Source organism: Pseudomonas floridensis (assembly GCF_002087235.1).
In the GTDB taxonomy this organism is placed as follows: Bacteria; Pseudomonadota; Gammaproteobacteria; order Pseudomonadales; family Pseudomonadaceae; genus Aquipseudomonas; species Aquipseudomonas floridensis.
In genome coordinates, this window is the sequence record NZ_MUIO01000040.1 from 51,606 (window position 1) to 76,294 (window position 24,689).

Genomic DNA, 24,689 nt, shown 5'->3' on the forward strand with positions numbered 1-24,689 from the left:
AGGGAGAGAGTCGGATGTTTGAATTACGCGTACTGAACGGTCATCACCAAGGCGCAGCGTTGCCCCTGATTGGTGAGCAATGGTCGATCGGCTCAGCCGAACAGCAGGACCTGGCGCTGGAGGACCCAGGCGTCGAGCGTCTTCATGGTCGCCTGAAGCGCCTGGGTGACAGCTGGTTTCTGGAGGGTGAAGAGGGGCAGGTATGCGACGAAGAAGGTCAGGCCCGAGCGAGCGCGGAATTGATCCTCAATCAGGCATTCATGCTGGGCACAGTATGGTTGTGCGTTTCACCGGCCGACGATGAGTGGCCTGTCGTACCGCAGATCATTCCTGCAGCAGCCGAACCGGAACCGGCGCGCAATACCGCGCCGCTGGAAAAGGTTCAGACACGTTCGCAAAAGCTGCTGAATCGCACGACCGGAATCATCGCCGGTTTGCTGATCGGCGTCATCGGCAGCGCATGGAGCCTGACACGCCCTGCACCCAGTGCCCTGGATCCGGAAGTGGCTCAGGTGGCGGCGGTCACCCGGTCTGCCTCGACGGCACCAGAAAAAACATCACCAACGGCTGCCACTGCAGGCAGTCAGTCGCCCGACAACCGCATCCGCCTGGCCGACCCTGATGCCGTCCGGCACCAGCTCAATACGATGCTCAGCGAACGCCTGCTCACCGGTGTCAGAATTGAAGAAACCCCTGAAGGCCTGGTGCTCGACGGTGACCTCAAGGACGAAGCGTTGCTGGTTTATCAGCGCATGCTGCAGCGCTTCAAGGATCGTTATAAATCGCCCGTCACGGTGCTGGATAACGTGGCCAGCGCACGCAACGCGTTGCCCTTCGTGGTCGTACAGATTCTGACCGGCCCCCACGCCCATCTAGTGACCGCCGACGGCCGACGGGTGTACGTGGGCGATGAGGTGGACGGGCTGCGTCTGTCCAGAATCGACGAGCACAAACTTCAGTTCGATGGCGACCGTCACGTTGAGGTGACCTGGTGAATGCCGCGCTGACCCAATGGAAAGCACATCACACGGCGCGACTTTCACAATACAGCGCGGTGCGCATCAGTGGCCGGGTAAGCGCTGTACGCGGCATTTTGCTGGAGTGCAAGCTGCCCGCCGCAAAGGTCGGCGATCTGTGTGAAGTGAGCAAGGCAGATGGCAGTCTGTTGCTCGCCGAAATCGTGGGTTTCACCCCGGATTGCACACTGCTCAGCGCGCTCGGAGCCCCGGATGGCATTCAAGTCGGTGCCACAATACGCCCGCTCGGCATTGCGCACCGGATCGGTGTTGACGACAGTCTGCTGGGGTGTGTGCTGGACGGGTTTGGTCGGCCCCTGATGGGTGACTGCCTGGGTGCCTTTGCCGGCCCGGACGACCGCCGTTCCACACTGCCGGTGATCGCCGACGCCCTGCCGCCCACTCAGCGTCCACGTATCACCACGGCCCTGCCGACCGGCGTGCGTGCCATCGACAGCGCAATTCTGCTGGGCGAAGGCCAGCGTGTCGGACTGTTCGCCGGCGCGGGCTGCGGCAAGACCACGCTGATGGCGGAGCTGGCCCGCAACATGGGCTGCGACGTAATCGTGTTCGGACTGATCGGTGAGCGGGGCCGCGAATTGCGCGAGTTCCTCGACCACGAACTGGATGAAACCTTGCGTGCGCGCTCGGTACTGGTCTGTGCCACCTCGGACCGTTCGAGCATGGAACGGGCACGCGCCGCCTTCACAGCCACCGCCATTGCCGAAGCGTTCCGGGCAAGGGGTCAGAAAGTACTGCTGCTGCTCGACTCCCTCACCCGATTTGCCCGCGCACAGCGTGAAATCGGTATTGCCTCCGGCGAGCCTCTGGGGCGCGGCGGCCTGCCGCCTTCGGTCTACACCTTGCTGCCACGCTTGGTGGAGCGCGCCGGCATGAGCGAATACGGCTCGATCACAGCGCTCTATACCGTACTGATCGAGCAGGACTCGATGAACGATCCGGTTGCAGACGAAGTGCGTTCGCTGCTGGACGGCCACATCGTGCTATCGCGCAGGCTGGCCGAACGCGGGCATTACCCGGCCATCGATGTGTCCGCCAGCATCAGCCGGATTCTCAGCAACGTGACAGGTCGTGAGCACCAGCGGGCCAACAATCGACTGCGCCAATTGCTGGCGGCCTATAAACAGGTGGAAATGCTCCTGCGTCTGGGCGAATACCAGGCCGGTGCGGATCCGGTCACCGACTGCGCCGTTCAATTGAACGATGCCATCAATGCCTTTCTGCGTCAGGACCTGCGTGAACCTGTGCCATTGCAGGAAACCCTGGATGAGTTGCTCAAGCTCACGTCTCAATTGCCGGAGTGATGATGGACGAATCCCTCGAGGAAGATCCGCAACGCGTGGCGCTCGAGCAGGTCATCGGCCTGCTTACGCCGTTGCGTCAACACCGTCAGGCCAGTGCCGAACGTGCGCAACGCCAGGCGCAGGTGGAACTGAAATCCATGCTCGACCACCTATCAGTGACCAGAGCGTCGTTGAACCTGGAACGAGATCGGCAAAAGCAACGACGTGAGACGCTATCAGAGGCTCATCTGGAAAAAACCATCAGTCTGAATGACCTGGACCGATGGCACGACAAAGAAAAAACCATGCTCGACCGCCTGGACCTCATGCGCCAGGACATTCAGCAACAGCAACTTCGAATATCCGAACAGCAAGCGCTGGTGGAAGACCGACAGCGACAAGCCAAGGCGTCTCAGCGTGCAGTCGAGAAACTGGCCTGCATGAGCGAGACACTCAACGAAGAAGGTTAAGTGCCGATGCCCACTCCAATCAGACACGCAACAACAGCACCGCCGGCACCTCCAGCCACACCAGCGATCGACCGACAAGCACCTGAAGAACAGGCGGAGCGGACACCGGCACCCGCGACGCACTCGCGCACTACACCGTTTACCCGTGCAGTGATGCCCAGCGGCGAAAAGCGCCCCGCTGCCAGCGTCGGCCGCGGCGATTCGCACGCAGGCCGTTCACCTGCGGATGGCTCGCTGCGGGACGATGCCATCAGTGCCGACGGTTTGTTCTTCTCGCAACTGTTGGTGCCTCCGGTAAGCGAAGAGCCTGATCAACAGAGCTTTGCAGGCGGCAGCCTGGACTTCACGACGAAAACGGAACCGGTGCCTGCGCAACTGATCGATGAACTGAGCCAGCGGTTGCCGCAGCAGCCCGTCGGCCCCCTCAATTTCACGCTGCTGATGCCGAACCTGGGTCAGGTGCGCGTCAACGCCGAAAAAACCGACAACCGCTGGAACATCCAGTTGGGCTTCAGCCGTCGCGACGTCCTCAAACGGGTAAACGGCCAGGCAAGTGCCTGCCGCGATGCGCTCGCGCAAGCCTTGGGTCACGACGTCGACCTCGACTTCCATGAAGACCTTGACGCATGAGCGCGCTGCATCTGCGCAAGGTCGATCCGCTGCTGGCTCGAGCCACACGCGAACTGGGCGCCGGACAGCGTCTGGCATTCGAAGCTCAGGGCCAGCGCGGTGAGCTGACGCTCTTGCCGCTGGTTGTCGAGGCGGATGCACCGACGGATGGCGTATGGCTAAACAGTGCTGTCGGCGCGCTGTGTCTGGGCGATGCCGAGGCGGTACTGAGCCTGTTGGGCGACGCGCCATTGACGCTGAACGGTGAGCAGCAAGGCTGGTACTGGCAATTTTTCAACCAGTGCCTGAGTCCCTCGATTGCCGCGTTGCTAGCACCTGTCGAGCCACTGTTCGACGCCTCCGACATCGGTTCTTTCGGCTGCCGGATTCAGGTCCGTCTTGCCGAAGAGTCGATTCATGCCCATATGCACTGCGCGCCTGAAACGTTGCTCAGGCTGCTGCACGCTGCGCCTTGGCAGGCTCGGCAACAGCCTGTCGATGACACCTGGACAGTGACCACACCGCTGATCATCGGCGAACTGGCACTGACGCTCAGTGAACTGGCCTCGCTGCGCCCCGGAGACGTGGTGTTGCCCGCCCGCTGCCAGTTCGACAGCGCAGGCCAGGGTTGCCTGACGCTCGGCGGGCGACAGTGGGCCGCGCACACCGACAGTCAGGCACAGCAATTATTTCTGCGGCTTAGCCACGAGGAGCATGGTCACCATGAGTACTGAGGATCTTTACCAGGACGAAGTCGAACACCTGGACGACCTTGACGATGCAGCCGATACGCCGGAGGACCGATCCGGCGCAAGCTCGTATGCGCATGACGATCAATACACACAACCGAATGCCGAGGCATGGCCGGACGCTGATCCCGCTGACGAAGCACAACCGGTATTTGCCAATGATTACTCACCCGAACAGACCACGTTCGAGAGTCTTGCACTTGAGCTGACCCTTCGTTGCGGCCAGCTCAAGCTGACCCTGGGCGAATTGCGACGCCTGGATGCTGGCACGGTCCTGGAGGTCGCCGGCATCGCGCCGGGGCATGCCACGCTATGTCACGGCGAGCGGGTCGTGGCCGAGGGCGAACTGGTGGATGTCGATGGCCGGCTCGGTCTGCAGATCACGCGGATGGTGACCCAGCCATGATCATGGACGGGGTGAACCCGATCCTGCTGGCGCTGATGCTCGGTTCCTTGTCGCTGATACCGTTTTTGCTGATCGTCTGCACGGCGTTCCTGAAGATTGCCATGACCCTGCTGATCACCCGTAACGCCATTGGGGTCCAGCAGGTTCCGCCGAACATGGCGCTGTACGGCATTGCGCTGGCGGCAACGATGTTCGTGATGGCGCCGGTGGCTCATGAGATTCAGCAACGGGTGCATGATCACCCTCTGGAGCTGGGTAGCGCAGATAAGCTGCAAGCCAGCCTGAGAACCGTCATCGAACCGTTGCAACGCTTCATGACACGCAACACTGACCCGGACGTGGTCGCCCACTTGCTGGAAAACACCCAGCGCATGTGGCCCAAGGAGCTGGCCGATCAGGCAACCAAGGAAGATCTGTTGCTGGCGATCCCCGCTTTTGTACTCTCAGAGTTGCAGGCCGGATTCGAAATCGGCTTTCTGATCTATATCCCGTTCATCGTCATCGATCTGATTGTCTCGAACCTGCTGTTGGCCCTGGGTATGCAGATGGTATCGCCGATGACCATTTCCCTGCCGCTCAAGCTGCTGTTATTCGTGCTGGTGTCGGGCTGGTCACGCCTGCTCGACAGCCTCTTCTATTCGTATATGTGAGGCGGTCATGGAAGCGTTGGCGCTGTTCAAGCAAGGCATGTTTCTGGTGGTGATTCTCACCGCGCCTCCTCTTGCCGTGGCGGTGTTGGTGGGGACGATCACCTCGCTGCTGCAAGCCCTGATGCAGGTTCAGGACCAGACACTGCCATTTGGCATCAAACTGGGCGCGGTCGGGCTGACGCTGGCCATGACCGGCCGCTGGATCGGTGTCGAGCTCATCCAGTTCATCAACATGGCCTTCGACCTGATTGCACGGTCCGGGGTCAGTCACTAGATGCCCTTCGACGCGCAGTACATTTATGAACTCTTGCAGGGCATGGCGCTGGCGATGGCACGTCTGTTGCCTTGCATGATGCTGGTACCGGCCTTCTGCTTCAAATACCTCAAAGGTCCCTTGCGCTACGCAGTACTGGCATCGATCTCGATGGTCCCTGCACCCGCCATCAGCCGTGCGCTGGCCTCTATGGACGGTAACTGGTTCGAGATCGGCGGCCTGATCATCAAGGAATCGGTGTTGGGGACCTTGATGGGGCTGCTGCTGTATGCCCCGTTCTGGATGTTCGCTTCGGTCGGCGCGCTGCTCGACAGCCAACGTGGCGCATTGAGCGGCGGGCAGATAAACCCCGGCCTGGGTCCGGATGCGACACCGCTGGGCGAGTTGTTCCAGGAAACCATGATCATGCTGGTGATCCTTACCGGTGGACTGTCGTTGATCACCCAGGTTATCTGGGACAGCTATACCATCTGGCCACCCACGGCCTGGCTCCCGGGCATGACAGCCGAAGGCCTGGATGTCTTCCTTGAGCAACTGAACCAGACGATGCAACACATGATGCTGTACGCCGCGCCCTTCATTGCGCTGCTACTGTTGATCGAGGCTGCGTTTGCCATCGTCGGTCTTTACGCGCAGCAGTTGAATGTGTCCATCCTGTCGATGCCGGCCAAGAGCATGGCTGGCCTTGCCTTTTTGCTGGTTTATCTACCGACGCTGCTGGAGTTGGGCAATGGTCAGTTGCTGAAACTGGCCGATCTGAAGTCTGTGTTCGGCCTGCTGGTGCAAGTGCCGTGAGTGAAAAAACGGAAAAGGCCACGCCCAAGCAACTACGTGATGCACGGGAAAAAGGCCAGGTCGGTCAGAGTCAGGACTTGGGCAAACTGATGATCCTGATGGCCGTGAGCGAAGTGACGCTCGGCCTGGCCGACGAAAGCGTCAATCGCCTGCAGGGCTTGCTGGTACTTTCGTTCAAGGGCATCGACCGCTCTTTCTTTTCGGCGGTCGAGCTTCTTGCCAGTGAAGGTCTGTCGGTGCTGATCAGCTTCGCCTTGTGCAGCGTCGGCCTGGCAATGCTCATGCGCCTGGTCAGCAGTTGGGTGCAGATCGGCTTTCTGTTTGCGCCCAAGGCATTGAAGATCGACATCAACAAAATCAATCCTTTCTCTCACGCCAAGCAGATGTTTTCGGGGCAGAACATTACTACGCTGCTGCTCAGTATTCTCAAGGCGGTTGCCATTGCGGCAACGCTGTACAGTCAGGTAAAGCCGGCGCTGGGTAGCTTGATCATAATGGCCAACAGCGATCTGGTGACTTACTGGCATGCACTGGTCGAGCTGTTCAGGCACATTCTTCGAGTGATTCTGGGCCTGCTGCTGGCAATCGCGCTGGTCGACTTCGCGATGCAGAAATACTTTCATGCCAAAAAACTGCGCATGAGCCACGAAGACATCAAGAAAGAATACAAACAGTCAGAGGGCGATCCACACGTCAAAGGCCATCGTCGGCAACTGGCCCATGAAATTCTCAACCAGGAACCCTCTGCGGCGCCCAATCCGGTGGAGGATGCCGACATGCTGCTGGTCAACCCCACTCATTACGCTGTAGCGCTGTACTATCGACCGGGTGAAACGCCTCTGCCGCTGATTCATTGCAAAGGTGAAGACGAAGAGGCACTGGCGCTGATCGCCAGAGCCAAGAAGGCCGGCATTCCCGTGGTGCAAAGCATCTGGCTGGCACGCACGCTGTACCGGGTCAAAGTAGGTAAATATATCCCCCGCCCTACCCTTCAGGCCGTGGGACACATCTACAAAGTGGTTCGTCAACTGGACGAAGTCACCGACGAAGTGATCCAGGTCGAAGTCGAGCTGTAGGTCAGCCCCCGTTCTCCTCAACCACACTCGCATCCCACAGCCTGTATATCCGATGCAACCCAGGATCTGCTGCGCAGCCCATCGCCACCTCCGAAAGCTCCCACGCCCTGCGGGCAGGCGTAGGCTCGAAACCGTGGGAGCTGACTTGTCCGCGAAAGGGCTGTCCATCCCCGCTTAATAGCGCTGTTGCGCCACGGCATTCGCGGACGCTCACATGGGTCGTCCCTCACGTCAGCGGAAGGACCGCCAACCGAAGCCATTGCAGCGAACGCCAAGGCAAAAAAAACCGCCTCCACATTGCGGAAGCGGTCATCTTTCAGTCTGGCAAAGCGTTGTGAAAGGACTAGGCCAGATGATCCAGTCCGGCCAGGATCAGCTCATGACGCCGGATCTCGTCCAGGTTGGTCACCGAGTCCGGTGCATCACTCACCGCGTGCCACACAACGAAATCCCGCTGGATATCCAGGAACAGAAAGTAGTTGTTGAACCGTTCTGCTTCGGAAAACCTCAGTTGCAATGCTTCACGCAGTTGCTCGGGACGCAGTGCCCGACCTTCGATGTGCAGCGCGATACCCCAATCGTGATACTCACGACGGCTGACGAACGCAACCCCGTTGGCCACGGGCCATACGGCAGGGTTTTGAGCGGCGACCTGTGTATAGAACGCCACTTTTTCCGTTACCTCTATCATTTCTAATCCTTTAACTGCACAACGGTATAGTCCTGTTCGTGATCACTATCATCCACACCTTGACGCATGTCTGGCGGCCACCAGATCACCAGCTCACGGTTGCTGGAGTCAGGTCGTTTGCAGGCATATCCCTTGCAGCCATTGGTCGTGCACCCTGCCAGGGTTGCGAGCAGAACGAGCAATATGACAATGCTACGGCTCTTCATGGTGCGGCTCTCCTAAGCAGCGAAGGTCTACTTTCCTTGGCCATTTTCGATATCTGAGGCTGGCGCACAGCGATGTACACCTCGCTCTCTTCGCCCGGCTGTACCCACGCGTGAGGCCAGGCTGTCACGCCGATCACCCAGCGACCGCCGCATCGGCTTTCATCGATACGTACCGGCTTGTCGGTGTTGTTGTGTGCTACGACCACTGCAACCCCCCAACCTTTCTGGACGAACCACTGCGAGCGCGTCTGATCTAGCGTCAGCCCCTCGCCAGGATCGCACAGGCTGTCGGTTTCGAACGGCATCGCTTCGCCCGTACGCATGCCGGCCGGCGCAACGCCGTCGACCATTTGAGTGAAGACATTCTGCACATCGTTACGGGTGGGCAGGTCGCCACCGTCACGACGCTCCTTAATGGTTTTCATCTGGGCATCGATATCGTGCGGATTTCCGTTTTGCACATAGCGCGCCGGGTTTACCTGATCGCCGATCAATCGCGGCGTAAGGATGAATAAACGCTCACGGTGATTGATTTCACGGCTGCGCGACTGGAAAAGCAGCTTGCCGATGTAGGGAATGTCGCCCAGCAGCGGGATCTTGTGAACCTTATCGTTGGCCTCAAGCCCATGAAATCCGCCGACGACCAATGAACCATGCTCGGCAATCACCGCTTGGGTACTGACGTTGCCTTTGCGAACGCTAGGCTGGTCGGCGTTGATGTCTGACACGTCGATCTGACCGTCCTCGATGTCGACAATCAGTTGCACCTGAGGTTTGCCGTCGTGATCCAGTGAACGCGGGATGACCTGCAGACTGGTCCCGGCCGTGATGGGCTCGATATTGGCCACACGCTCGGACGTCGCGGTAATGTATTCCGTACGACTGAAGTCGATCACGGCAGGCTGGTTCTCGAGCGTCAGAATCGAGGGGTTCCCGATCACCGAAGCCGAACCGTTACCTTCCAGGGCATGCAGTTCGGCAGAAAACTTGCCGGCATTCTGGATAAACAGTGTCGACGTCGTGCCTGCGTCAAACATATTGAAGCCGCCTGATTTGAAGTTCCAGCGGCTTGCCAGCTCCGCCAGCTCATTACGGTCGATATCCAGAATCACCGCATCGATTTCGATCAGGTTGCGTGGAACGTCCAGCTCTTTGATCAGCTTTTCATACATCGCCTTGCGATCGGGCAAGTCGTAGATCAAAACGGCGTTGTTACGAACGTCGGCACTGACACGAATGTTCGAACGGCCTCCAGACTTGCCTTTTCCAGGCTTCTTGCTGCCGTAGCTCAAGACCCGGTCCAGGCCTTGCTGCAGAGCGCCGGTGTCGATGCCGTTGGCATTCAGGTTGTAAGGCACACTCGGTTCACTCGAGCCGCCACCCTCTTCAAATCCGCCGTTCGAGCGACTGTGACCCAACAGGTTGATCCCGCTGAGGGAGTCGCCACGAGAGCGGGTATCCAGAAGCTCCTGAAGGATGCTGGCAACACCGGCGACTGACAGTTCCTGATCGCGATACCGAATCGTGCGATCCGCCGCGTTGGCGTACTTGAGGGGAAATACGACAACGTCCTGCTTTTCGCCTTTATCCGGTGAGTCGACTTTCTTGCTGTAGTCGCGAACAAAGTCGACATACTTCGCCGGACCGCGAACCAGCACGACGCCTTCGTTGGGCAACGCGCCCCATCCAAAGCGTTTGTCCAGAAGCCCCACATCGGTCAACGCTGTCTGCAAGTCGTCCACGGCATCGGAGGACACTTCGATGCGTGCCGAGGTGTGCTCACTGGCCGGGCTTACATACAGGGTGTCGTTATAGACGAACCACTGAAAGTGATACTCCTGAGCCAGTCGATCGAGAAACTCTTCGGGGTTCTGGGCACGGATACGGCCGTCGAGCTTTCCCGAGATGGGCGCCATGTCCAGTGCCATCCCGAACTCTTTGGCGAAATCGCTGAGCGCCGTACTCAGTTCAGTCTCCCGGGCATCATAGGCGTAGGCCGTGTGCTTCCAGGATTCAGGCGTGACCGCCCATGTCGCAGGAATCACCCCGATCAACAATAAAGGCAACCACATCAAAGCCTTGCGCATTTCACACTCCCGGTTGCCGGTAATTGAGGGTCGTGCGTCCGGAGAAACCGGGCGCGGTATCGACGATGGTGACGTGCATCAGGCTGAGCAAGGCCGCACGCTGATTGGCCAGACTTTCCAGACGTTCGAGCAGATCGTTGACGTTGCAGGGGTTGGGGATCCAGCTGACCAGGACCATGCAACGGGTCTGTGGATCAATGGCAAACGCGCCATCACAGGCGCACGCCAGACTCGCACCGCCGTGGCTGAGCAACGCCTCCATACGCTGGGGGTCGTTGGCATCGAATGGATCGAGCAACTCGATGCTGCAACGTACGCCGTCGCCAACCACTTCAAGACGTGCGTTGGCGTCGTCGACCCAGCAGTCCAGCGGCGTCACCGGCCGTTGGTCACACCATTGGCCAACGACCTGCGCGAAATCACTGAAATCCATCGATGACATTTTTGGTCAGCTTATAGCCGGCTTGCTGGCACTGGTCAGCGACGTTGGAAGCGACAGCGGCCTGTTGGCTCGCCTCACTGAAGGCGTCGATATCGTCTGCGGAAATAGGACCGTTACCGCTGCCCAGAGCGTCGTCCACGTCGGATAGTGCGTTCGTCAGCGTGTTGTCGAGGTTATTTTGCAGGGATTTGAAATTTATCATGTCCAGATGCTCCAGAAAGGTTCAGACCTTGAGTGGAGCAAACGACTGGAGCGGTTCCATCATTGCCGCAAGAGTGTCTTCAGGTAGACGCATTGCAGCCCGTCAGACCATTGCGCAACGTCACCCAGTCAATATCGAAGGCGCCATTGGCGTCACTCAGGCGCAGGCTTTCACGGGGCATCGAAGCATCACGCTTGAGCTGCCAGTGCTCGACGAAGCGGCTTTTTGTCAGCCATTCGGCGACGCTGTCGGCGATGTCCGGATGGACACTCAGCGTGGCGCCCACTTCGTTGAGCTGGCTTGCGGCCAGGTTGCGGCTAAGCGCCCGCGCACGCTCGGCGAGCGAAGTCTCGTCCAACAGCTGTTTCAGGGCGTCGGTCAACAGATGCTCCAGGCTTTCCATCACCTGTTGCTGCAATACTTGACGCTGCGCCTGCAGCTCGGCCAGAAAAGCGTTGGCGGACGTCCAGAATTCAGCCAGCGCCTGCTGCTGACGGCGATCCGCTTCTTCCTGCTGTTGAGACAGCATCTGACGGGCCTGTACGTGTGCGTTGGCCAGGATGTCCTGAGCCAACAGGCTGTCAGCAATCGCCTCACGGCGCATGATCGGTTCAGGCAGCAGCGCAGCGTTCGTCAGAGCAATACTGCGTTTGGCGAGCATGGGAAACTCCGGCGCGGATGATGTTTAGGGACGGGATGGTTTTCAAGTCGCCGTGACACGCCAAAGGATGGCTTGCCACAACGTCTGGAGCTTGTTGTCGGGCGCTTCGCAAGGCTGGTCATCGACCTCGCCTGGCGGCCATGCCAGACGCAACCGCGACCAATACTCACGGCCCAGCCAGGCGCCTAGCAGCAAACGCACATCCACCACCTCCGGCGCCAGCCAGACCCCAGGCCTCAGCGCTTTGGTCAACGCCCGACACCACTGCCCGTCGGGGCCTTCGGTTTCGGTTTGCGAAAAGCAGATCAATGTTGCCAGAACCAGCGCTTTGTCACGCTGCGAAGGCGTCAGTGCGATCCAGCTTGCCAATGGCTCGAACGGCTCAGGCGGCTGGCTGGGCTGGATGCCAAGGCTACGCACGAACATGTTGTGGCGGCTGTTCATGATCGAGTGACACGCCTGAATCGCCAGGCCGTGCTGCTCGGCGAACCTGAGCTGCCAGGCCGGATGCGCCCACTGCCAGGGATTGCACCACCAACGCGTCCAAACCTCTTCGATGGCAGAACCGGTCATGTGCGTGCCGGCAGGTTCGAACGGTTACGGCCGCCCCCAAGCCCGATGGCGTTCAACGCGGTGGCTCGCCAGTCGGCACGCAGCAGCAGGACCACGACCAAGAGCACCAGTGCAGCGACCAGGGGAACCAGCCAAAGCATCAGGTTCCAGAACGGCAGATTGACGCTGTCGAGCTTGAATGGACCGAAACTCACCCACTGCGTGGTTTCCTGAAATTCCGAGGCGGGTACGAAGACGATAGAGAATTTCTTCGATTCGGCAGACTGCGAGGACATCCCGGGGATGCTGCTGGCCACCATCTGTTGAATCCGCCCACGTACGCTGTCAGGGTCAAGCGCCGAGGAATGCTTGATGAATACCGCTGCTGACGCGGGCTGGACCGGTTCGCCAGGCGCAATGCGTTCGGGAAGAACCACATGGACTCTGGCAACGATCACCCCGTCGATCTGCGACAGCGTGGCTTCGAGTTCCTGAGAAAGCGCATAGATGTAACGTGCACGCTCCTCAAGCGGCGTCGAAATGACGCCCTCCTTTTTAAAAATTTCGCCCAGACTGGTACGCGACTGACGTGGCAGACCGGCGGCATTGAGCACCCGCACCGCTCGGTTCATGTCACGCGTCGCGACCGTTACGACAACACCGGCTTTCTCCAGACGTTTACGCGCATCGATGTGCTGATCGGCGAGGCGCGCAACCACCTCGTTGGAATCCTGCTCGGACAGGCCGGTGAACAGATCGGTGTCATCACTGCACCCTCCGAGCGCCAGCATGCACAACAGCAACAACCCTGCGCTGAGAAATCTCACGGAAAAACCTCTATTGCAGGTTGGTCAGCTTATCGACCGCCTGCGCGGTCTTGCTTACGACCTTGGTGGCGAACGCGGTCTGAAGTGAACACTGCGACAGCGTTCGGGTCATCGCCGCGATGTCCATGGCGTCGGCACTGTCTGCGGCCTTTTTCATAGAACGCATGGCGTGCTGCGACATCTTCTCGGTTTCACCCAGACTGCCGGAGATGGCGCTGGCAATATGCTCGGACAGCGGCGCACCCTTGGAAACTTTCTCCGGTTGCATGGCAGCGGTAAAGAGATCGACATCCGCCTGAGCAGGCTCCAATACGAGACCTTGTGGCGAATCCTGCCCGAATTCAGGCGAGATGTTTTTAACGTTACTGAGGTGGGAAATGGTCACGTGGACTCTCCTTCAGGCGGATGTTGTTCAGGCAACGGGCGAGTTCTGACGACTCTGCAACAGCGTCTGCACGATCATGTCTGCCACGCCTGAGGCACTGTTCTTCAAATCGCCGCTCGCATTGCCGTTAAGACCGCCCTGGAGCGAGACTTCCAGCCCTTTTTCGAACAGGCCACCCAACAGTTGCCCCAATTCGAAGTCGGTGATGCCGCCTGATGTGTTTCCGGGCTGCTGCAGTTTGTCGATGGACGTGCCCAGACCACCGCCGGACAACACCGACTCCAGGCCCAGATCGACCATTTCGCCGACCAGTTGCCCGAGGCTGCCGTTGCTGCCATTCAAGGTGCTGGTCGTCAGATCGCTGGCGGGATTTTCCGCAGGAACACTGCCCAATCCACCGTCACCGCCAAAACCGCTGGCTTCGCTTTGCTGATTGCCCAACTGCTGGCCGATGATGTCCAGAGCCGAACGAAACTGAGCGGTTTCCCGACCGTCAAGGAAGTTGTCTTCAGTGAGCTCCTTTGTCCAGGAGCCGGAGTCCGGAGGCGGGAAAAAAGCGGGATTGTCGTCCATGAATTGGGCGATCTTTTCTAGGATCGGCATGTCGTCCTGAGAGAAACTGGCCCCATTGCTCTGACCGGTCAAAAGGTCATTGAGGGCGGCCTTCGCCAGACCGTTCAGCACCTGCGCCATCAGGTCAGACTGTCCTTCACCCGAAGCCAGACTGTCGGCCGAGGCACCAAAGTTAGCGCCCAGCTTTTCATGGATCAGCTTGTCCAGCGCGGCCTTGACGTCTTCAAGCCCCCCACCGGAGAGACCATCCGCCGCCATCGCCTTGGCAAGCATTTTGCCCAGTGGCGAGCTTTGGTCCAACTGACCACTCTGCATCAGTTCTTCGGCCAGTTGCGCGATGACGTCCTGCAGCGCTTTGCTGGACGTACTCATGTTCGCTTCCGGACGTATCAGCACAAGCGCCATGCTCGGGCTCTGCAACGAACTGTTAAGACTGAGACTCTGCATCGCATTCCCCCTCAAGGTGGCAGCCCCTTCATCACGAAGGGGCACTCAAAAGTCAGAAGTTAACGAGGGCGTTTTTGATCTTGCTCCCGACGATCTGGTTTGAAAGGGCTTCTTTTTGTCCTTCAAAGCCTGCCTGGGCGCTCGTCTCACGCAACATGGCGTTTTCGCTGTCTGCGTATTTGTCCAGTTTGGCGCTCGTCGCATCACCGCTCGCGATACCCTCGCGAGTGGCATCGATGCTCTTGGTGCTGCCGGAGTTCTTTACCATGGAAACGCTGCTATCAATACGCGTTTTGCCGTTCTGGATGCCTTGCGCTGCGTCGCCGCCTGCACCGATCAATTTGTTAGCGATACCTGATACGTTCATAGCCTGACACCCCTTCGTTTAATGTGTACCAGCGTAATTGCTTGGTACAACTAGGTGGTGACAGCCAGCGAATCGGTTCCAGCGCCCACGCAAAAAAATCAGATTTGTAATTCCTTGAGGCGTCGGTACAGCGTACGGCGCGGCATATCCAGCTCCTGGCTCACCGCGTCAACGCAATTCTGGTGGCGCTTGAGGGCCTCCTGAATCAGTGCTTTTTCAATCGCACGCAGTTGCACCTTGAGCCCACACCCCTGGCGCTCCTGATCGGCGGGTCCGACGCCGAGCAACGGCAGCCCCAGCACGAAGCGTTTCGCCGCAGCCTTCAGCTCACGGACATTACCGGGCCATTCATGCTCCAGCAGCATTTGCTGTAATTGTGGACAAACCCTTGGAGCGACTACATCCAGCTCGTCTGCAAACGCCGCCACAAAACGCAAAAACAACGGGACAATGCGTTCGTGCTGGGCACGCAAGGGTGGCAGCTTCAGGGTCAGTACATTGAGACGAAAGTACAGATCGCGCCTAAAGTCGCCCTCTTCAACCGCATCGTCCAGCGATCGCTGGGCCGACGCCACCACGCAGACATCAAGCTTGATGGAGGCTGTCGAGCCCAATCGCTCGACAGCCCGGGTTTCAAGAACCCGCAGCAGCTTGGCCTGAAGACTGAGCGACATGCTATCGATCTCATCCAGATACAGCGTGCCGCCTTGGGCGGCTTCGATGTAACCGGCACGGGAACGATCAGCTCCGGTATAGGCACCGCTGACCACACCAAACAGCTCACTCTCCGCCAACGACTCGGGAATGGCTGCGCAGTTCATGGCTACGAACCGACCCTTGCGGCCGGACAGCTTGTGAATACGCCTGGCGACGGTGTCCTTGCCTGTCCCCGTCTCCCCGGAAAGCAGCACATCGATTCCCAACTGAGAAATGCTTTCAGCGACGATTCCCAGGTTTGGCACACGTTCGAAATCAAAATCATCATCGAGTCCATCTTGAACAATCATCCATAGCCTCTACACAGCAGTGATGCGCGAATACCAGAGAGCCGATCAAGGTGCTGCGGCGATTTGCGCCGGAACCCCTAGTTCTTTCATACGGTGATACAAGGTGCGCCGCGGCAGTTCGAGTTCCTGAAGCACGGCGTCGAGGTTGTGCCGATGCCGCTTGAAAGCGTCCTGAATGAGCCGTTTCTCGATCACGCGCAGTTGCATGCGCAGACCAGTGTCGGGATCGCGTGACTCGACCGGCTCGGCGCCGAGCAACGGAAATCCAAGGACAAATCGCTTGGCGGCGGACTTCAACTCGCGGATGTTGCCTGACCAGTTGTGGCTGAGCAGGATCTGAACGCGCCCGCTATCGAGTACGGGCACGGAGCGACCGAATTCGGCAGCGATGGTCTGGGTGAACTGGTCGAACAATGGCAATATCTGTTCGCGACGTGCGCGCAAGGCCGGCAAATGCAGCGTCAGCGCATTGAGCCTGAAAAACAGGTCGCGACGAAAAAGTCCTTGTTCCACCAGTTCATCCAGCGGCCGCTGGGCGGAAGCGATTACGCGCAAATCCACGGGAATGAATTCAGTCGAGCCAAGTCGCTCGACGCCCCGGTTCTCCAGCACATGTAGCAGCTTGGCCTGAAGGCTCAGCGGCATGCTGTCGATCTCATCCAGATACAGCGTTCCGCCGCTGGACGCTTCGATATAGCCCTCGCGAGAGCGACACACGCCAGTGAATGCTCCACTGGCAACGCCAAACAACTGGCTTTCGGCCAGCGACTCAGGTATCGCGGCGCAATTCATACCTACGAACGGGCCCGTGCGGCTGGACAGTGCGTGAATGCTGTTGGCCAAGGTGTCCTTGCCCGTACCAGTCTCCCCACACAGCAGCAGATCCATATCCAGAAAAGCGCTATTCATTGCAATTTGATGACCTGCGGACAACGCAGTAACGCCCCAACGCTCTTGAACCTCTGTAGTAGCTGTAGTGGTCATCGTTCACTCTCACTGTTGATGGCAAGCGGAATATTAATACCACGTCCTACAAGGCACACATATATTAATTTAGTTCCCCATCAAGTGAGAAAAAGATCACAAACTTGAGAATTAGCATCATAGTAGCATCATCATACTAAGCAGACGCCAACCATAGAAAATGACTATAGGAATGATTATCGTATCCAATAAGCCGCCTCATCTCCGCCGTCAAAACGGCCTGAAATCTAATAAAAATTTTTTATTATCAATGACTTATGATAAAAAAAACGCTGACAATCAGGACAATCTCCTGAATACGACTTTTTCCTAACGCCCCAAAAGCGAGCAACTTCTTTAACAGATTTACTTCCAGATAATTTAGTACACCTCTCCTGAAAGTTAAGCACCCTCCTAACAAACCTACTTCTGCCCTCTCCGGCATAATCATTAAATCCATTGATACACTGCTCACACTAAAAAACAACTAAGCGATTAGCGGACCACTGAAACCACAGACAGTAAAACCAATGGTAATTCTTTAGCCGTGACCACTAGCCCTTCGAATTTTTAATTAAAGGCTAACAACGTGACCCTATTCGGATTTCCGAACGGCTGAGGATCATTGGACGCATGCAAGCAGGTGCCCTGCACGATTTCCGGCGGTTTCCTTGTCATGCCTGGACGGGGTCGTCCATTCGGCAATCCGAACGCGGGTTCTATTGATGTCGAAATCGGTAAGAAAATGGGTGGTAAAAAATCAACGGAAATGATTCAGCGTCGGACAATCCGACCAGCCCGAGTGAAGGCAATATGATTTCTGGATCCATAAATACGGCTGATAGCCAGTCATCACCGAGAATGTTTCTAAATGTGTGTAACCGCTCACGTACACGTCGCTACAAAAGTTCAAAAAGTTAATGACCTGAATCAAAAATTTTTATGGCCTCCTGCCACCGATGCAGAATAAAAAACTGCTCATTTGAATGGAAATCTGTCGAATTGAAGTGAAAGGCGAGCGTCATGAAACGCGAAAAAGCACCAAAAAAGAGCATTTTTCAGGTCTTTTTCATTTTTTCCTGAGGCTATAGCAGAGGTTATTGACGTGGGTCACTCGCAAGCACTACCACCCTCGGCCCTGTGGGTAGCTCACGTGGGCCAGTGCGATATTCGCTATCGTCGCGCTTGCGAGGCGACGAATGGTCTTCGAATGTCTGAATGATTCGTGTCGGCTTTGTTACAGAAGGACGTGTAACCTCTGCCGCCGCAGTCAATACCTGCGCCTGAGCAGCAGTTTCTGTTGGCTGGCCTGCTTTGACTGGAGCAGGTGGCTGATCGACAGCAGCGTTGCTAGGCGAAGTTACTTGCTCTGCCATTTGTGGGGACGGAGCAGGTTCAGCTTCAGGCATCTTTTCAGCGATGGATGTGGGCTGAGCCACCTTGACCACAGGAGCCCGTTCGGCGACCTGAACAGGCAACTCAACCTTGTTTATTGGCGGGCGTTCCGCCACTTTGAGGTCCCTGCTGTCCTGCACAGCCGGAACGATTGGCGTCTCGCCGGTGATCCGGGTGATGCCCGCCGTCAGGACTTGCCTCTGCGCCTTGGGTATCAGCAACTGACCCGGGCCATCAGGCGTTTTCTTACGCACGAAAGCCGAGTTGAGTCGAAGCAGCTGCCCTTCACCCACCCCCGCCGTTGCCGCAAGCTGAGTAAGGTCGACTGAGCGCTTGAGCTCCACCACGTCAAAATAGGGTGTATTGGCGACCGGGGTCAGTTTCACGCCGTAGGCCTCCGGGTTGCGCACCAGCAACGACAGTGCCAACAGTCTCGGGACGTAATCCTGGGTTTCCCTGGGCAAGGACAGGTGCCAATAATCGGTAGGCAAACCGCGTCGGCGATTGGCCTCGATTGCGCGACCCACTGTCCCCTCCCCTGAGTTATAGGCCGCCAGTGCCAACAACCAGTCATTGTCGAACTGATCGTGCAGGCGCTTCAGGTAATCCATCGCCGCCCGGCTGGATGCGACCACATCCCTGCGCGCGTCGTAAAAAGCACTTTGATGAAGATTGAAGTCACGACCGGTGGACGGGATGAACTGCCACAACCCGGCCGCAGCCGCAGATGAATTGGCCATCGGGTTGTAAGCGCTTTCAATCATGGGCAGCAGCGCCAGCTCCATGGGCATCTGCCGCTCGTCCAGGCGCTCGACAATAAAATGCAGGTAAGGACTGGCTCGCTCGCTGGCCCCGCGCAGAAAACCACGATTGCTCAGCAACCAGTCACGTTGACGCGCAATACGCTCGTTGATCGCCTGGTTATTGAGCAACGTGCAGCGCTGCGCGACCCGCCGCCACACGTCGTCGCCCGTGTAAGGGGGCAGATCGCTGACCACCTCGCCATGTCGCGGCCTGGTTGTCGGCGCATCGGAATCGGATTCATAAGCCCATCCGGCGATCAGACGTGGCATGCGCTCGCCGCGAGGCTGCACGTAATTCACCGACTGACAGCCCGCACACACGACTCCCAACGCAAGGACAGCGATTTGAACCGAGCGAGCGAGCGAACAGCGTTTCGTGAGTGGATGAGGGGCTGGCATGAGCGGCGACGTCCTGATCGTGTTCCCCTACGTGGCGTGCAGGCGATTCCGGTTCCCTGAACCGTGGGAATAATCGCTGCCAAAGAACACCGCTGAATCCTTTCAGCGTTCAAAAGAGAGCATGGAACCCGTTACCTGTCACGGTCACTCAGATAGCTGACGACTATCAGGATTCGCCAACGCATGGGCGAGCCACCACATGGACAGGGAGATGTATATGCAGTCACCGTCGATCAACCGGACAACCGGAACTCAGGTGCAGTCACAGCCGACGGTTAACGCCGGCACCGCTACCGACCTGCGGCAGAAAACCGAAAAACCCAGCCAGCGCAGTTCCCATTCGCTGAGCAGCATCGGTAAGCGAATGGCCAAAAATGTCGGCAAGCTGTTTCAAAAGCAACAACCCTCCCCTCAAGCCTCTACAGGCGCTCCACTCAAATCCACTCTGAAGCGACCCACGGATGAACAGGTGGCCAAAAACGCGGCACGCGAATCACGCATGCCCGGCAGTCGTCTTCAGGGTTCGGATAGTCGGCGGCAGTCGACGTTGCGACCTGAGACCAACGAAGCTGGCAGCTCGGGCACCCAGGCGGCTGAATCCAGCGAACCGCCAGTAGAGTCGCCACATCGTCTGAGTCGAAGTAAAGCGGGGCATTTCGACATTCAGGACGATCAACTGGTGCGCACTACTCAATCGCAAAGCGCGATCAAGCTTGCTGCAGACGGTAAACCCGACTTCTCCTCGTTCACTACGCCTGGCATGGCATCGCTGCTGGGCGACATCCTCGCAAAACCGGAACAGACCTATCTGGCCGAAGACAGCCAGCCAGGCGCGCAGAATCACTTGCTGCTGGAGTCGAGCGGCCATCTGCTGCACATGACGCAGAATGACGTCTCACTGGCCGTGATCCGCAGCAGCCAACAGACGCTGCCCCTTCATGCAGGTGATCCGGTGGACATCGATCTGCAGCGCAATGACGGCCATGTACGTATCGGGATCGGGGACGAAATCACCACACAGGAACTGCCGGGCAAAGCCCATCTCGCTCATGTCACCGGCGTGCACCAGAACACCGATGGCGAGCAGCTGCGCGTGCATGAAGACCGGCTGTATCAGTTCGACACCACCAGCCTGCGCTGGAGAATCCCCGAAGGTAACGAGGACAACACCTTCAACAGCCTCACAACCGGCGGCAACGGTTTGATCTACGCGAAAAGCGATGACGTGGTCGTCGACCTCTCCAGCAAGGAAATGCCGCATGTGCAGGTCGACGACCTCGAATCATTTTCGGTCGCGCCAGACAACAACGTCGCTTTCCTGAGTGGCAAAGAAACCCAGACGATTCTACTGGCGGACATGAGCCCGGGCATTGGCGGCCCCCGCCATCAAAAGACGCTGAACCTCGATGATGGCAAGGCGCAGGCCGCAGCAATCGGTTTGGGCGCTGACCGGTTATTCATCGCCGACACCCAGGGCAGGCTCTATAGCGCACCACGCAATGCCCTGCAGGATGAGGCGCCGCAGATCAGCCTCCAGCCTGAACGGGAAAACTATCAACTGCAGAGTGAGCCGCTGGGTGGACATCACACCGTCACCGGTTTCATCAGTGGTGACGACGGCCGCGTTCACGCATTGATCAAGAATCGACAGGGCGATGTCCACTCCCATGGACTTGACCCGCGCCATTCGCAAATGGAAAGCGGCTGGAATCTGACCGAAGCACTGGCGCTGGAAAATACCAGCGGCTTGCCAACCGCGCCGGCACCTGCTCCGGCCAATCGACTCAACCTGGACCGCTCAGGGCTTGTGGGGGTCAGCGCCGGTCGAATCCTGCGTTGGGATGCAACACCTCAATGCTGGAAAGACGCAGGCATCAAGGATGTCGATCAGCTACAACGCGGCGCCGACAGCAACGCGTATGCCCTCAAAGGCGGAAAACTGCACAGGCTGAACGTCACACCCGAACATCCCAACGTGGTCTTTGGCGCACACACCTCGCTGGCCCAGACGGCACGCTCAACCAAGGTAGGAATGGGCAAGGAGATCGAAGGGCTCGAGGGTCGGGTCATCAAGGCGTTCGCCATGGTTAACGACAAACAGTTCGTCGCCCTGGACGATCAGAATCACCTGACCGCCCACCGCAAGGACGGCAAGCCCATTGATCTGGAATTCGACGGGCTGCAGGGCGATATCAAAACCTTGGCGCTGGACGAAAAGCACAACCTCTATGCGCTCACCAACACCGGCGGACTGTTCTGTCTGCCGAAACAAGCCTGGCAAACGACCAAAATGGCCGACCCTCTGCAAGTCGAATGGAGCGCGGTACCCGCTCCTGACGGTCAGCCGGTCAAAGCCTTGTTCAGCAACGATGACAATTCATTGAGCGTTCAGGTCGAAGACGCGCCACCCGACAAGAGCCTGAAGCGATTTTCAGAAGGGCAATGGAAGCCATTCACCCAGCGCCCCGTAGAAGAAAACGGACTCAACGATGTGCATGCCCGAATCAAGCGTTCACACAAGAACTGGCGCATTCCCGGCACCGGCCTGACTGCAAAGCTGGATGTGAACATAGGGGGGCGCGGCGGCATGGAGAAAAGTCATCGTGCCAGCAACCGCGAGTTCATACGTGCCAATCTCTGGAAGAGCACGCTGGAAGCGCCGCGCTGGATGAAGAACACCGGCAACCACCTCCAGCACCGTTACCACGGCCGCGAAGGGCTTAAAGAGCTGTATGGCAAAGAGTCGATCGTGTTCAAACAACTTGAGCTGATCCATGAGGTGGCAGGTACGGCTCCTGCGCAAGGCAGAGATCTGAAGACGCGCATTGATCAGCTGAAAAAACTTGGCCCCAACGGCGAGACACTGGTCAAGGAGCTGGAGGCGTTGCGCAAGGAACTGGAAGATCACGCCTGCACCTCGCTGACCGCCATCGGCCAGAACTACGGCAAGATGAAAAACCTGCGCCAACAGGATGGCGTACTCAATCAGCACGGCGAACTGGCGAAACCCTCCTATCGCACACAACTGGGCAAGAAGCTCGCAAGGCTGGGCGAACAACTCAACTTCAAGAGTTCCGGCCACGATATGGTCAAGGAACTCGAAAACGCCTTGGAGCGAACTGCACCCTCCCAGGAAAGCCCTGTCGCCAAACTGCTCGATAACCTAAAGAAAAACGGCGTAAAAATCTCCCATCAAAAGACCGAGATCCCCTTGGGGCAGCGTCGCGATGCCGGCGAAAAACAGGGATTGAGCAAGGCGCGTCTCGCGCTGGATATAGTCACGCTGAACGAGCTGGGAGGGCTGCTTGATCAGGCAGAGCTGCTGACGCCGCAAAGTGACCTTTCCGTTTTGCAAGCCCGACTGCAGACATTGCGCGACAAGACCTATGGCGAGAACCCGATCAAACTGGTGACTGACATGGGCTTCACTGACAACGGGTCGCTTGAGACCGCCTATGACTCGGTCAAATCATTCCTTAAGGCCTTCAACAAGCCCGATCACGCGGTCAGCGTCAACATGCGCGCAGCTACCGGCAGCAACGATCAGCGTGAACTGTCCGACAAATTCAAGTCCATGCTTAAACAGCTGGAACATGGCGACGATGAAATCGGGCTGACGCGCTCCTATGGCGGCAACCTCACCAGCCCGTTTGCCATTTTGGCGGACAAATCGATGGGCCCCTGGCCGACAGCGGGCACCACCGCCAACCGTAACTACATCCTCAATGCCGAGCGTACCGAAGGCGGCATCACTCTGTACCTGCTGAGCGACGCAGCGGCTAACCTCAGTGGAGGCGTTGGCGGCGGCAGAGACTATTGGCCTGTCTGGGTCGACGAAAACAATCCGGCACGCAGTGTCAATATCGGCAACGATCGTACGTTGACGCCCAACTTCCGTCTGGGCGGCGAGCTGACGGCTACAGCTGCAGGCAGTCAGCGCAACGGCGTGGTATTCAATGTTGCCGATGAAAACATAGACGAATTTGTCGATGACCTGTTCGAGGGCAAACTGAACCCGCTGCAAGTACTGAAGAAAGCGGTGGATCATGAAACCTACCAGGCCCGGCGGTTCAACTTCGATATCACGGCAGGCGGTACTGCCGATCTGCGCGCAGGTTTTGGCCTTTCCGAAGACGGCAGTACGCCACTGTCTGCCGTGGCGCGCCTCGGAGCGGCGGCCAACGTCACTGTTAACCTGCTGTCGTATACCGACTACTCCCTGAGCCAGAAGAATGACAAAACCGAACTGCGCGAAGGCGGGAAAAACCGTCCCCGCTGGTTTAACAGCCTGATGATTGCCTTCAACCCGCGGGCACAGATCAGCGGCACTCACGCCAACCCTTCATCAACGCCAGCCTCGGCACCAGGCCCGACACCGGCCACTCAATCCGCAGCCAACAACATGGGCGTCAACGTAGCACTGTCCGTCGAAGACCGAACCGTCAAACGGGTGAAATTCCGTTACAACGTGGCGACCCCAATGACCGCTGCAAGCCTGGACAAGCTGTCTACCGGCCTGGGCGCGGCGTTCAAAGACAACACCACCAAAGCCAGGTTGGCGGAACTGGACAAACTGACGGATCCAAATCCCGAAACCACTCCGGAAGCTGCAGTGCAGACGCGGCTCGACGGACTCAACGCGCTCTTTGCCGACATGCCTTCGCAGAACGACAAGCAATACAAGGCACTGCGCGACTTGAAGCGTGCAACGATCCAGCACGAGGCGTCGCTCAAAAAACACAGTGTGCTGGACAATGCCCGTTTCGAGACAAGCAAGACCAACCTGTCAGGGCTTGACTCGGAAAGCATGCTCACCAAAATCATGAGCAGCATCAGGGACGCAAGCGCACCCGGCAATGCGGCCAGAGTTGCTGAATTCATGCGCAAGGATCCGAAGCTCAGCGCAATGCTCAAGCAGATGCAGGGAAGCGACGGAACACTGGCCCGCGTTCGTCTGGAACCCAAGGACTCGCTGATCGACGAGATCGATGAGGGAAGCCGTAGCGGTACGATGACCCAGAAAGACCTGTCCGGATTGCTCGAGGACCGCACCAAAATGCGCATCAAACGTCTGGTGGTATTCCACACTGCAAGCCAGGCAGAGAATTTCACGCTGCCCTCGCCATTGGTCAGTTACAACAGTGGCTCCGCGCTGAACATCACTAAAACGCTAGGGCGTATCAATTTCATCTACGGCAAAGACCAGGACACGCCCATTGGCTATACGTTTGACGGAGAGCTATCGCGGCCATCGGAATCGCTTAAAGAAGCAGCCGATCTGTTGAAAAAGCAGGGCTTCGAGTTCAAGACCTGAAGCCCGTGTAAAAAAAAAC

General features: G+C 58.0%; 25 protein-coding genes. 11 read left to right on the forward strand and 14 right to left on the reverse strand.

Annotation, left to right across the window (positions count from 1 at the left end; all coding sequences use genetic code 11):
• Window positions 1-14: 14 nt before the first annotated feature.
• The 10 genes from BZK31_RS12040 to sctU are packed head-to-tail and all read left to right on the forward strand — an operon-like array spanning window position 15 to window position 7,349.
• Window positions 15-995 carry an FHA domain-containing protein gene (locus BZK31_RS12040; protein ID WP_083182944.1) on the forward strand — a complete coding sequence of 327 codons (981 nt, stop codon included), beginning with the start codon at window positions 15-17 and terminating at the stop codon, window positions 993-995.
• The gene (locus BZK31_RS12045) at window positions 992-2,341 is read left to right on the forward strand and encodes a FliI/YscN family ATPase (RefSeq protein WP_083182945.1); all 1,350 of its coding nucleotides are present in this window, start codon (window positions 992-994) and stop codon (window positions 2,339-2,341) included. The genes BZK31_RS12040 and BZK31_RS12045 overlap by 4 nt, the downstream gene beginning before the upstream one ends.
• 2 nt (window positions 2,342-2,343) lie before the next feature.
• Window positions 2,344-2,790 (forward strand): type III secretion protein, encoded by a 447-nt coding sequence (locus BZK31_RS12050; RefSeq protein ID WP_083182947.1) that lies wholly within the window; start codon window positions 2,344-2,346, stop codon window positions 2,788-2,790.
• Window positions 2,791-2,796: 6 nt separating this feature from the next.
• Complete coding sequence (locus BZK31_RS12055; RefSeq protein ID WP_083182949.1) at window positions 2,797-3,420, forward strand: type III secretion system HrpP C-terminal domain-containing protein; 624 nt, start codon at window positions 2,797-2,799, stop codon at window positions 3,418-3,420.
• On the forward strand, window positions 3,417-4,133 hold the full coding sequence (locus tag BZK31_RS12060; protein ID WP_083182951.1) for a type III secretion system protein: 717 nt from the start codon (window positions 3,417-3,419) through the stop codon (window positions 4,131-4,133). The genes BZK31_RS12055 and BZK31_RS12060 overlap by 4 nt, the downstream gene beginning before the upstream one ends.
• Window positions 4,123-4,554 (forward strand): FliM/FliN family flagellar motor switch protein, encoded by a 432-nt coding sequence (locus BZK31_RS12065; protein WP_083182953.1) that lies wholly within the window; start codon window positions 4,123-4,125, stop codon window positions 4,552-4,554. The genes BZK31_RS12060 and BZK31_RS12065 overlap by 11 nt, the downstream gene beginning before the upstream one ends.
• Window positions 4,551-5,204, forward strand: coding sequence for a type III secretion system export apparatus subunit SctR (sctR, locus tag BZK31_RS12070; RefSeq protein WP_083182955.1), 654 nt, complete (start codon window positions 4,551-4,553; stop codon window positions 5,202-5,204). The genes BZK31_RS12065 and sctR overlap by 4 nt, the downstream gene beginning before the upstream one ends.
• 7 nt (window positions 5,205-5,211) lie before the next feature.
• Complete coding sequence (sctS, locus tag BZK31_RS12075; protein ID WP_083182958.1) at window positions 5,212-5,478, forward strand: type III secretion system export apparatus subunit SctS; 267 nt, start codon at window positions 5,212-5,214, stop codon at window positions 5,476-5,478.
• Window positions 5,479-6,273, forward strand: a complete 795-nt coding sequence (sctT, locus tag BZK31_RS12080; protein ID WP_083182960.1) for a type III secretion system export apparatus subunit SctT — start codon at window positions 5,479-5,481, stop codon at window positions 6,271-6,273.
• Entirely contained in the window at window positions 6,270-7,349 is a 1,080-nt protein-coding gene (gene sctU, locus BZK31_RS12085) for a type III secretion system export apparatus subunit SctU (RefSeq protein WP_083182962.1), read from the forward strand. Before sctT ends, sctU begins: the two co-directional genes overlap by 4 nt.
• 343 nt (window positions 7,350-7,692) lie before the next feature.
• On the opposite strand, the gene BZK31_RS12090 is transcribed toward sctU, so the two are convergent.
• The 14 genes from BZK31_RS12090 to BZK31_RS12155 all read right to left on the reverse strand — a co-directional run bounded on the left by BZK31_RS12090 (window position 7,693) and on the right by BZK31_RS12155 (window position 19,356).
• A complete protein-coding gene (locus tag BZK31_RS12090; protein ID WP_083182965.1) occupies window positions 7,693-8,040 on the reverse strand; it encodes a type III secretion protein HrpV in 348 nt (115 codons plus the stop codon).
• Window positions 8,041-8,042: 2 nt separating this feature from the next.
• On the reverse strand, window positions 8,043-8,246 hold the full coding sequence (gene hrpT / locus BZK31_RS29715; RefSeq protein WP_083182967.1) for an HrpT family type III secretion system protein: 204 nt from the start codon (window positions 8,244-8,246) through the stop codon (window positions 8,043-8,045).
• Complete coding sequence (sctC, locus tag BZK31_RS12100) at window positions 8,243-10,333, reverse strand: type III secretion system outer membrane ring subunit SctC (RefSeq protein WP_083182969.1); 2,091 nt, start codon at window positions 10,331-10,333, stop codon at window positions 8,243-8,245. The genes hrpT and sctC overlap by 4 nt, the downstream gene beginning before the upstream one ends.
• Before the next feature lies 1 nt (window position 10,334).
• A complete protein-coding gene (hrpG, locus tag BZK31_RS12105) occupies window positions 10,335-10,766 on the reverse strand; it encodes a type III secretion protein (RefSeq protein ID WP_167377936.1) in 432 nt (143 codons plus the stop codon).
• Entirely contained in the window at window positions 10,753-10,977 is a 225-nt protein-coding gene (locus BZK31_RS12110) for a type III secretion protein (RefSeq protein WP_083182975.1), read from the reverse strand. The genes hrpG and BZK31_RS12110 overlap by 14 nt, the downstream gene beginning before the upstream one ends.
• A gap of 79 nt (window positions 10,978-11,056) precedes the next feature.
• Complete coding sequence (gene sctL, locus BZK31_RS12115) at window positions 11,057-11,638, reverse strand: type III secretion system stator protein SctL (RefSeq protein ID WP_083182977.1); 582 nt, start codon at window positions 11,636-11,638, stop codon at window positions 11,057-11,059.
• Between the two features lie 42 nt (window positions 11,639-11,680).
• On the reverse strand, window positions 11,681-12,211 hold the full coding sequence (locus BZK31_RS12120; protein WP_083182979.1) for a type III secretion protein: 531 nt from the start codon (window positions 12,209-12,211) through the stop codon (window positions 11,681-11,683).
• The gene (gene sctJ / locus BZK31_RS12125) at window positions 12,208-13,017 is read right to left on the reverse strand and encodes a type III secretion system inner membrane ring lipoprotein SctJ (protein ID WP_083182982.1); all 810 of its coding nucleotides are present in this window, start codon (window positions 13,015-13,017) and stop codon (window positions 12,208-12,210) included. Before sctJ ends, BZK31_RS12120 begins: the two co-directional genes overlap by 4 nt.
• Before the next feature lie 10 nt (window positions 13,018-13,027).
• Window positions 13,028-13,402: a type III secretion system inner rod subunit SctI gene (gene sctI, locus BZK31_RS12130; RefSeq protein WP_083182985.1), complete on the reverse strand. Its 375-nt coding sequence runs from the start codon at window positions 13,400-13,402 to the stop codon at window positions 13,028-13,030.
• A 27-nt stretch (window positions 13,403-13,429) separates the two neighbouring features.
• Window positions 13,430-14,422, reverse strand: coding sequence for a type III secretion system effector HrpZ (hrpZ, locus tag BZK31_RS12135; protein ID WP_083182987.1), 993 nt, complete (start codon window positions 14,420-14,422; stop codon window positions 13,430-13,432).
• A 52-nt stretch (window positions 14,423-14,474) separates the two neighbouring features.
• Window positions 14,475-14,789, reverse strand: a complete 315-nt coding sequence (locus tag BZK31_RS12140) for a type III secretion system major pilin HrpA (RefSeq protein ID WP_083182989.1) — start codon at window positions 14,787-14,789, stop codon at window positions 14,475-14,477.
• A gap of 98 nt (window positions 14,790-14,887) precedes the next feature.
• The gene (locus tag BZK31_RS12145) at window positions 14,888-15,796 is read right to left on the reverse strand and encodes a sigma 54-interacting transcriptional regulator (protein WP_083182991.1); all 909 of its coding nucleotides are present in this window, start codon (window positions 15,794-15,796) and stop codon (window positions 14,888-14,890) included.
• A 45-nt stretch (window positions 15,797-15,841) separates the two neighbouring features.
• The gene (locus tag BZK31_RS12150; protein WP_083182993.1) at window positions 15,842-16,780 is read right to left on the reverse strand and encodes a sigma 54-interacting transcriptional regulator; all 939 of its coding nucleotides are present in this window, start codon (window positions 16,778-16,780) and stop codon (window positions 15,842-15,844) included.
• Between the two features lie 1,076 nt (window positions 16,781-17,856).
• Complete coding sequence (locus BZK31_RS12155) at window positions 17,857-19,356, reverse strand: transglycosylase SLT domain-containing protein (protein WP_083182995.1); 1,500 nt, start codon at window positions 19,354-19,356, stop codon at window positions 17,857-17,859.
• 217 nt (window positions 19,357-19,573) lie between these two features.
• Here BZK31_RS12155 and BZK31_RS12160 point away from each other — a divergent pair, with 217 nt between their 5' ends.
• A complete protein-coding gene (locus tag BZK31_RS12160; protein WP_083182997.1) occupies window positions 19,574-24,670 on the forward strand; it encodes an AvrE-family type 3 secretion system effector in 5,097 nt (1,698 codons plus the stop codon).
• The last annotated feature ends 19 nt before the right edge of the window (window positions 24,671-24,689 follow it).

Bases quoted from the DNA above. Each gene is read 5' to 3' on its own strand.
- BZK31_RS12040 (WP_083182944.1), top strand. From the start codon at position 15: ATGTTTGAATTACGCGTACTGAACGGTCATCACCAAGGCGCAGCGTTG.
- BZK31_RS12050 (WP_083182947.1), top strand. From the start codon at position 2,344: ATGGACGAATCCCTCGAGGAAGATCCGCAACGCGTGGCGCTCGAGCAG.
- BZK31_RS12055 (WP_083182949.1), top strand. From the start codon at position 2,797: ATGCCCACTCCAATCAGACACGCAACAACAGCACCGCCGGCACCTCCA.
- BZK31_RS12060 (WP_083182951.1), top strand. From the start codon at position 3,417: ATGAGCGCGCTGCATCTGCGCAAGGTCGATCCGCTGCTGGCTCGAGCC.
- BZK31_RS12065 (WP_083182953.1), top strand. From the start codon at position 4,123: ATGAGTACTGAGGATCTTTACCAGGACGAAGTCGAACACCTGGACGAC.
- sctR (WP_083182955.1), top strand. From the start codon at position 4,551: ATGATCATGGACGGGGTGAACCCGATCCTGCTGGCGCTGATGCTCGGT.
- sctS (WP_083182958.1), top strand. From the start codon at position 5,212: ATGGAAGCGTTGGCGCTGTTCAAGCAAGGCATGTTTCTGGTGGTGATT.
- sctT (WP_083182960.1), top strand. From the start codon at position 5,479: ATGCCCTTCGACGCGCAGTACATTTATGAACTCTTGCAGGGCATGGCG.
- BZK31_RS12090 (WP_083182965.1), bottom strand. From the start codon at position 8,040: ATGATAGAGGTAACGGAAAAAGTGGCGTTCTATACACAGGTCGCCGCT.
- hrpT (WP_083182967.1), bottom strand. From the start codon at position 8,246: ATGAAGAGCCGTAGCATTGTCATATTGCTCGTTCTGCTCGCAACCCTG.
- sctC (WP_083182969.1), bottom strand. From the start codon at position 10,333: ATGCGCAAGGCTTTGATGTGGTTGCCTTTATTGTTGATCGGGGTGATT.
- hrpG (WP_167377936.1), bottom strand. From the start codon at position 10,766: ATGGATTTCAGTGATTTCGCGCAGGTCGTTGGCCAATGGTGTGACCAA.
- BZK31_RS12110 (WP_083182975.1), bottom strand. From the start codon at position 10,977: ATGATAAATTTCAAATCCCTGCAAAATAACCTCGACAACACGCTGACG.
- sctL (WP_083182977.1), bottom strand. From the start codon at position 11,638: ATGCTCGCCAAACGCAGTATTGCTCTGACGAACGCTGCGCTGCTGCCT.
- BZK31_RS12120 (WP_083182979.1), bottom strand. From the start codon at position 12,211: ATGACCGGTTCTGCCATCGAAGAGGTTTGGACGCGTTGGTGGTGCAAT.
- hrpZ (WP_083182987.1), bottom strand. From the start codon at position 14,422: ATGCAGAGTCTCAGTCTTAACAGTTCGTTGCAGAGCCCGAGCATGGCG.
- BZK31_RS12140 (WP_083182989.1), bottom strand. From the start codon at position 14,789: ATGAACGTATCAGGTATCGCTAACAAATTGATCGGTGCAGGCGGCGAC.
- BZK31_RS12145 (WP_083182991.1), bottom strand. From the start codon at position 15,796: ATGATTGTTCAAGATGGACTCGATGATGATTTTGATTTCGAACGTGTG.
- BZK31_RS12150 (WP_083182993.1), bottom strand. From the start codon at position 16,780: ATGACCACTACAGCTACTACAGAGGTTCAAGAGCGTTGGGGCGTTACT.
- BZK31_RS12155 (WP_083182995.1), bottom strand. From the start codon at position 19,356: ATGCCAGCCCCTCATCCACTCACGAAACGCTGTTCGCTCGCTCGCTCG.
- BZK31_RS12160 (WP_083182997.1), top strand. From the start codon at position 19,574: ATGCAGTCACCGTCGATCAACCGGACAACCGGAACTCAGGTGCAGTCA.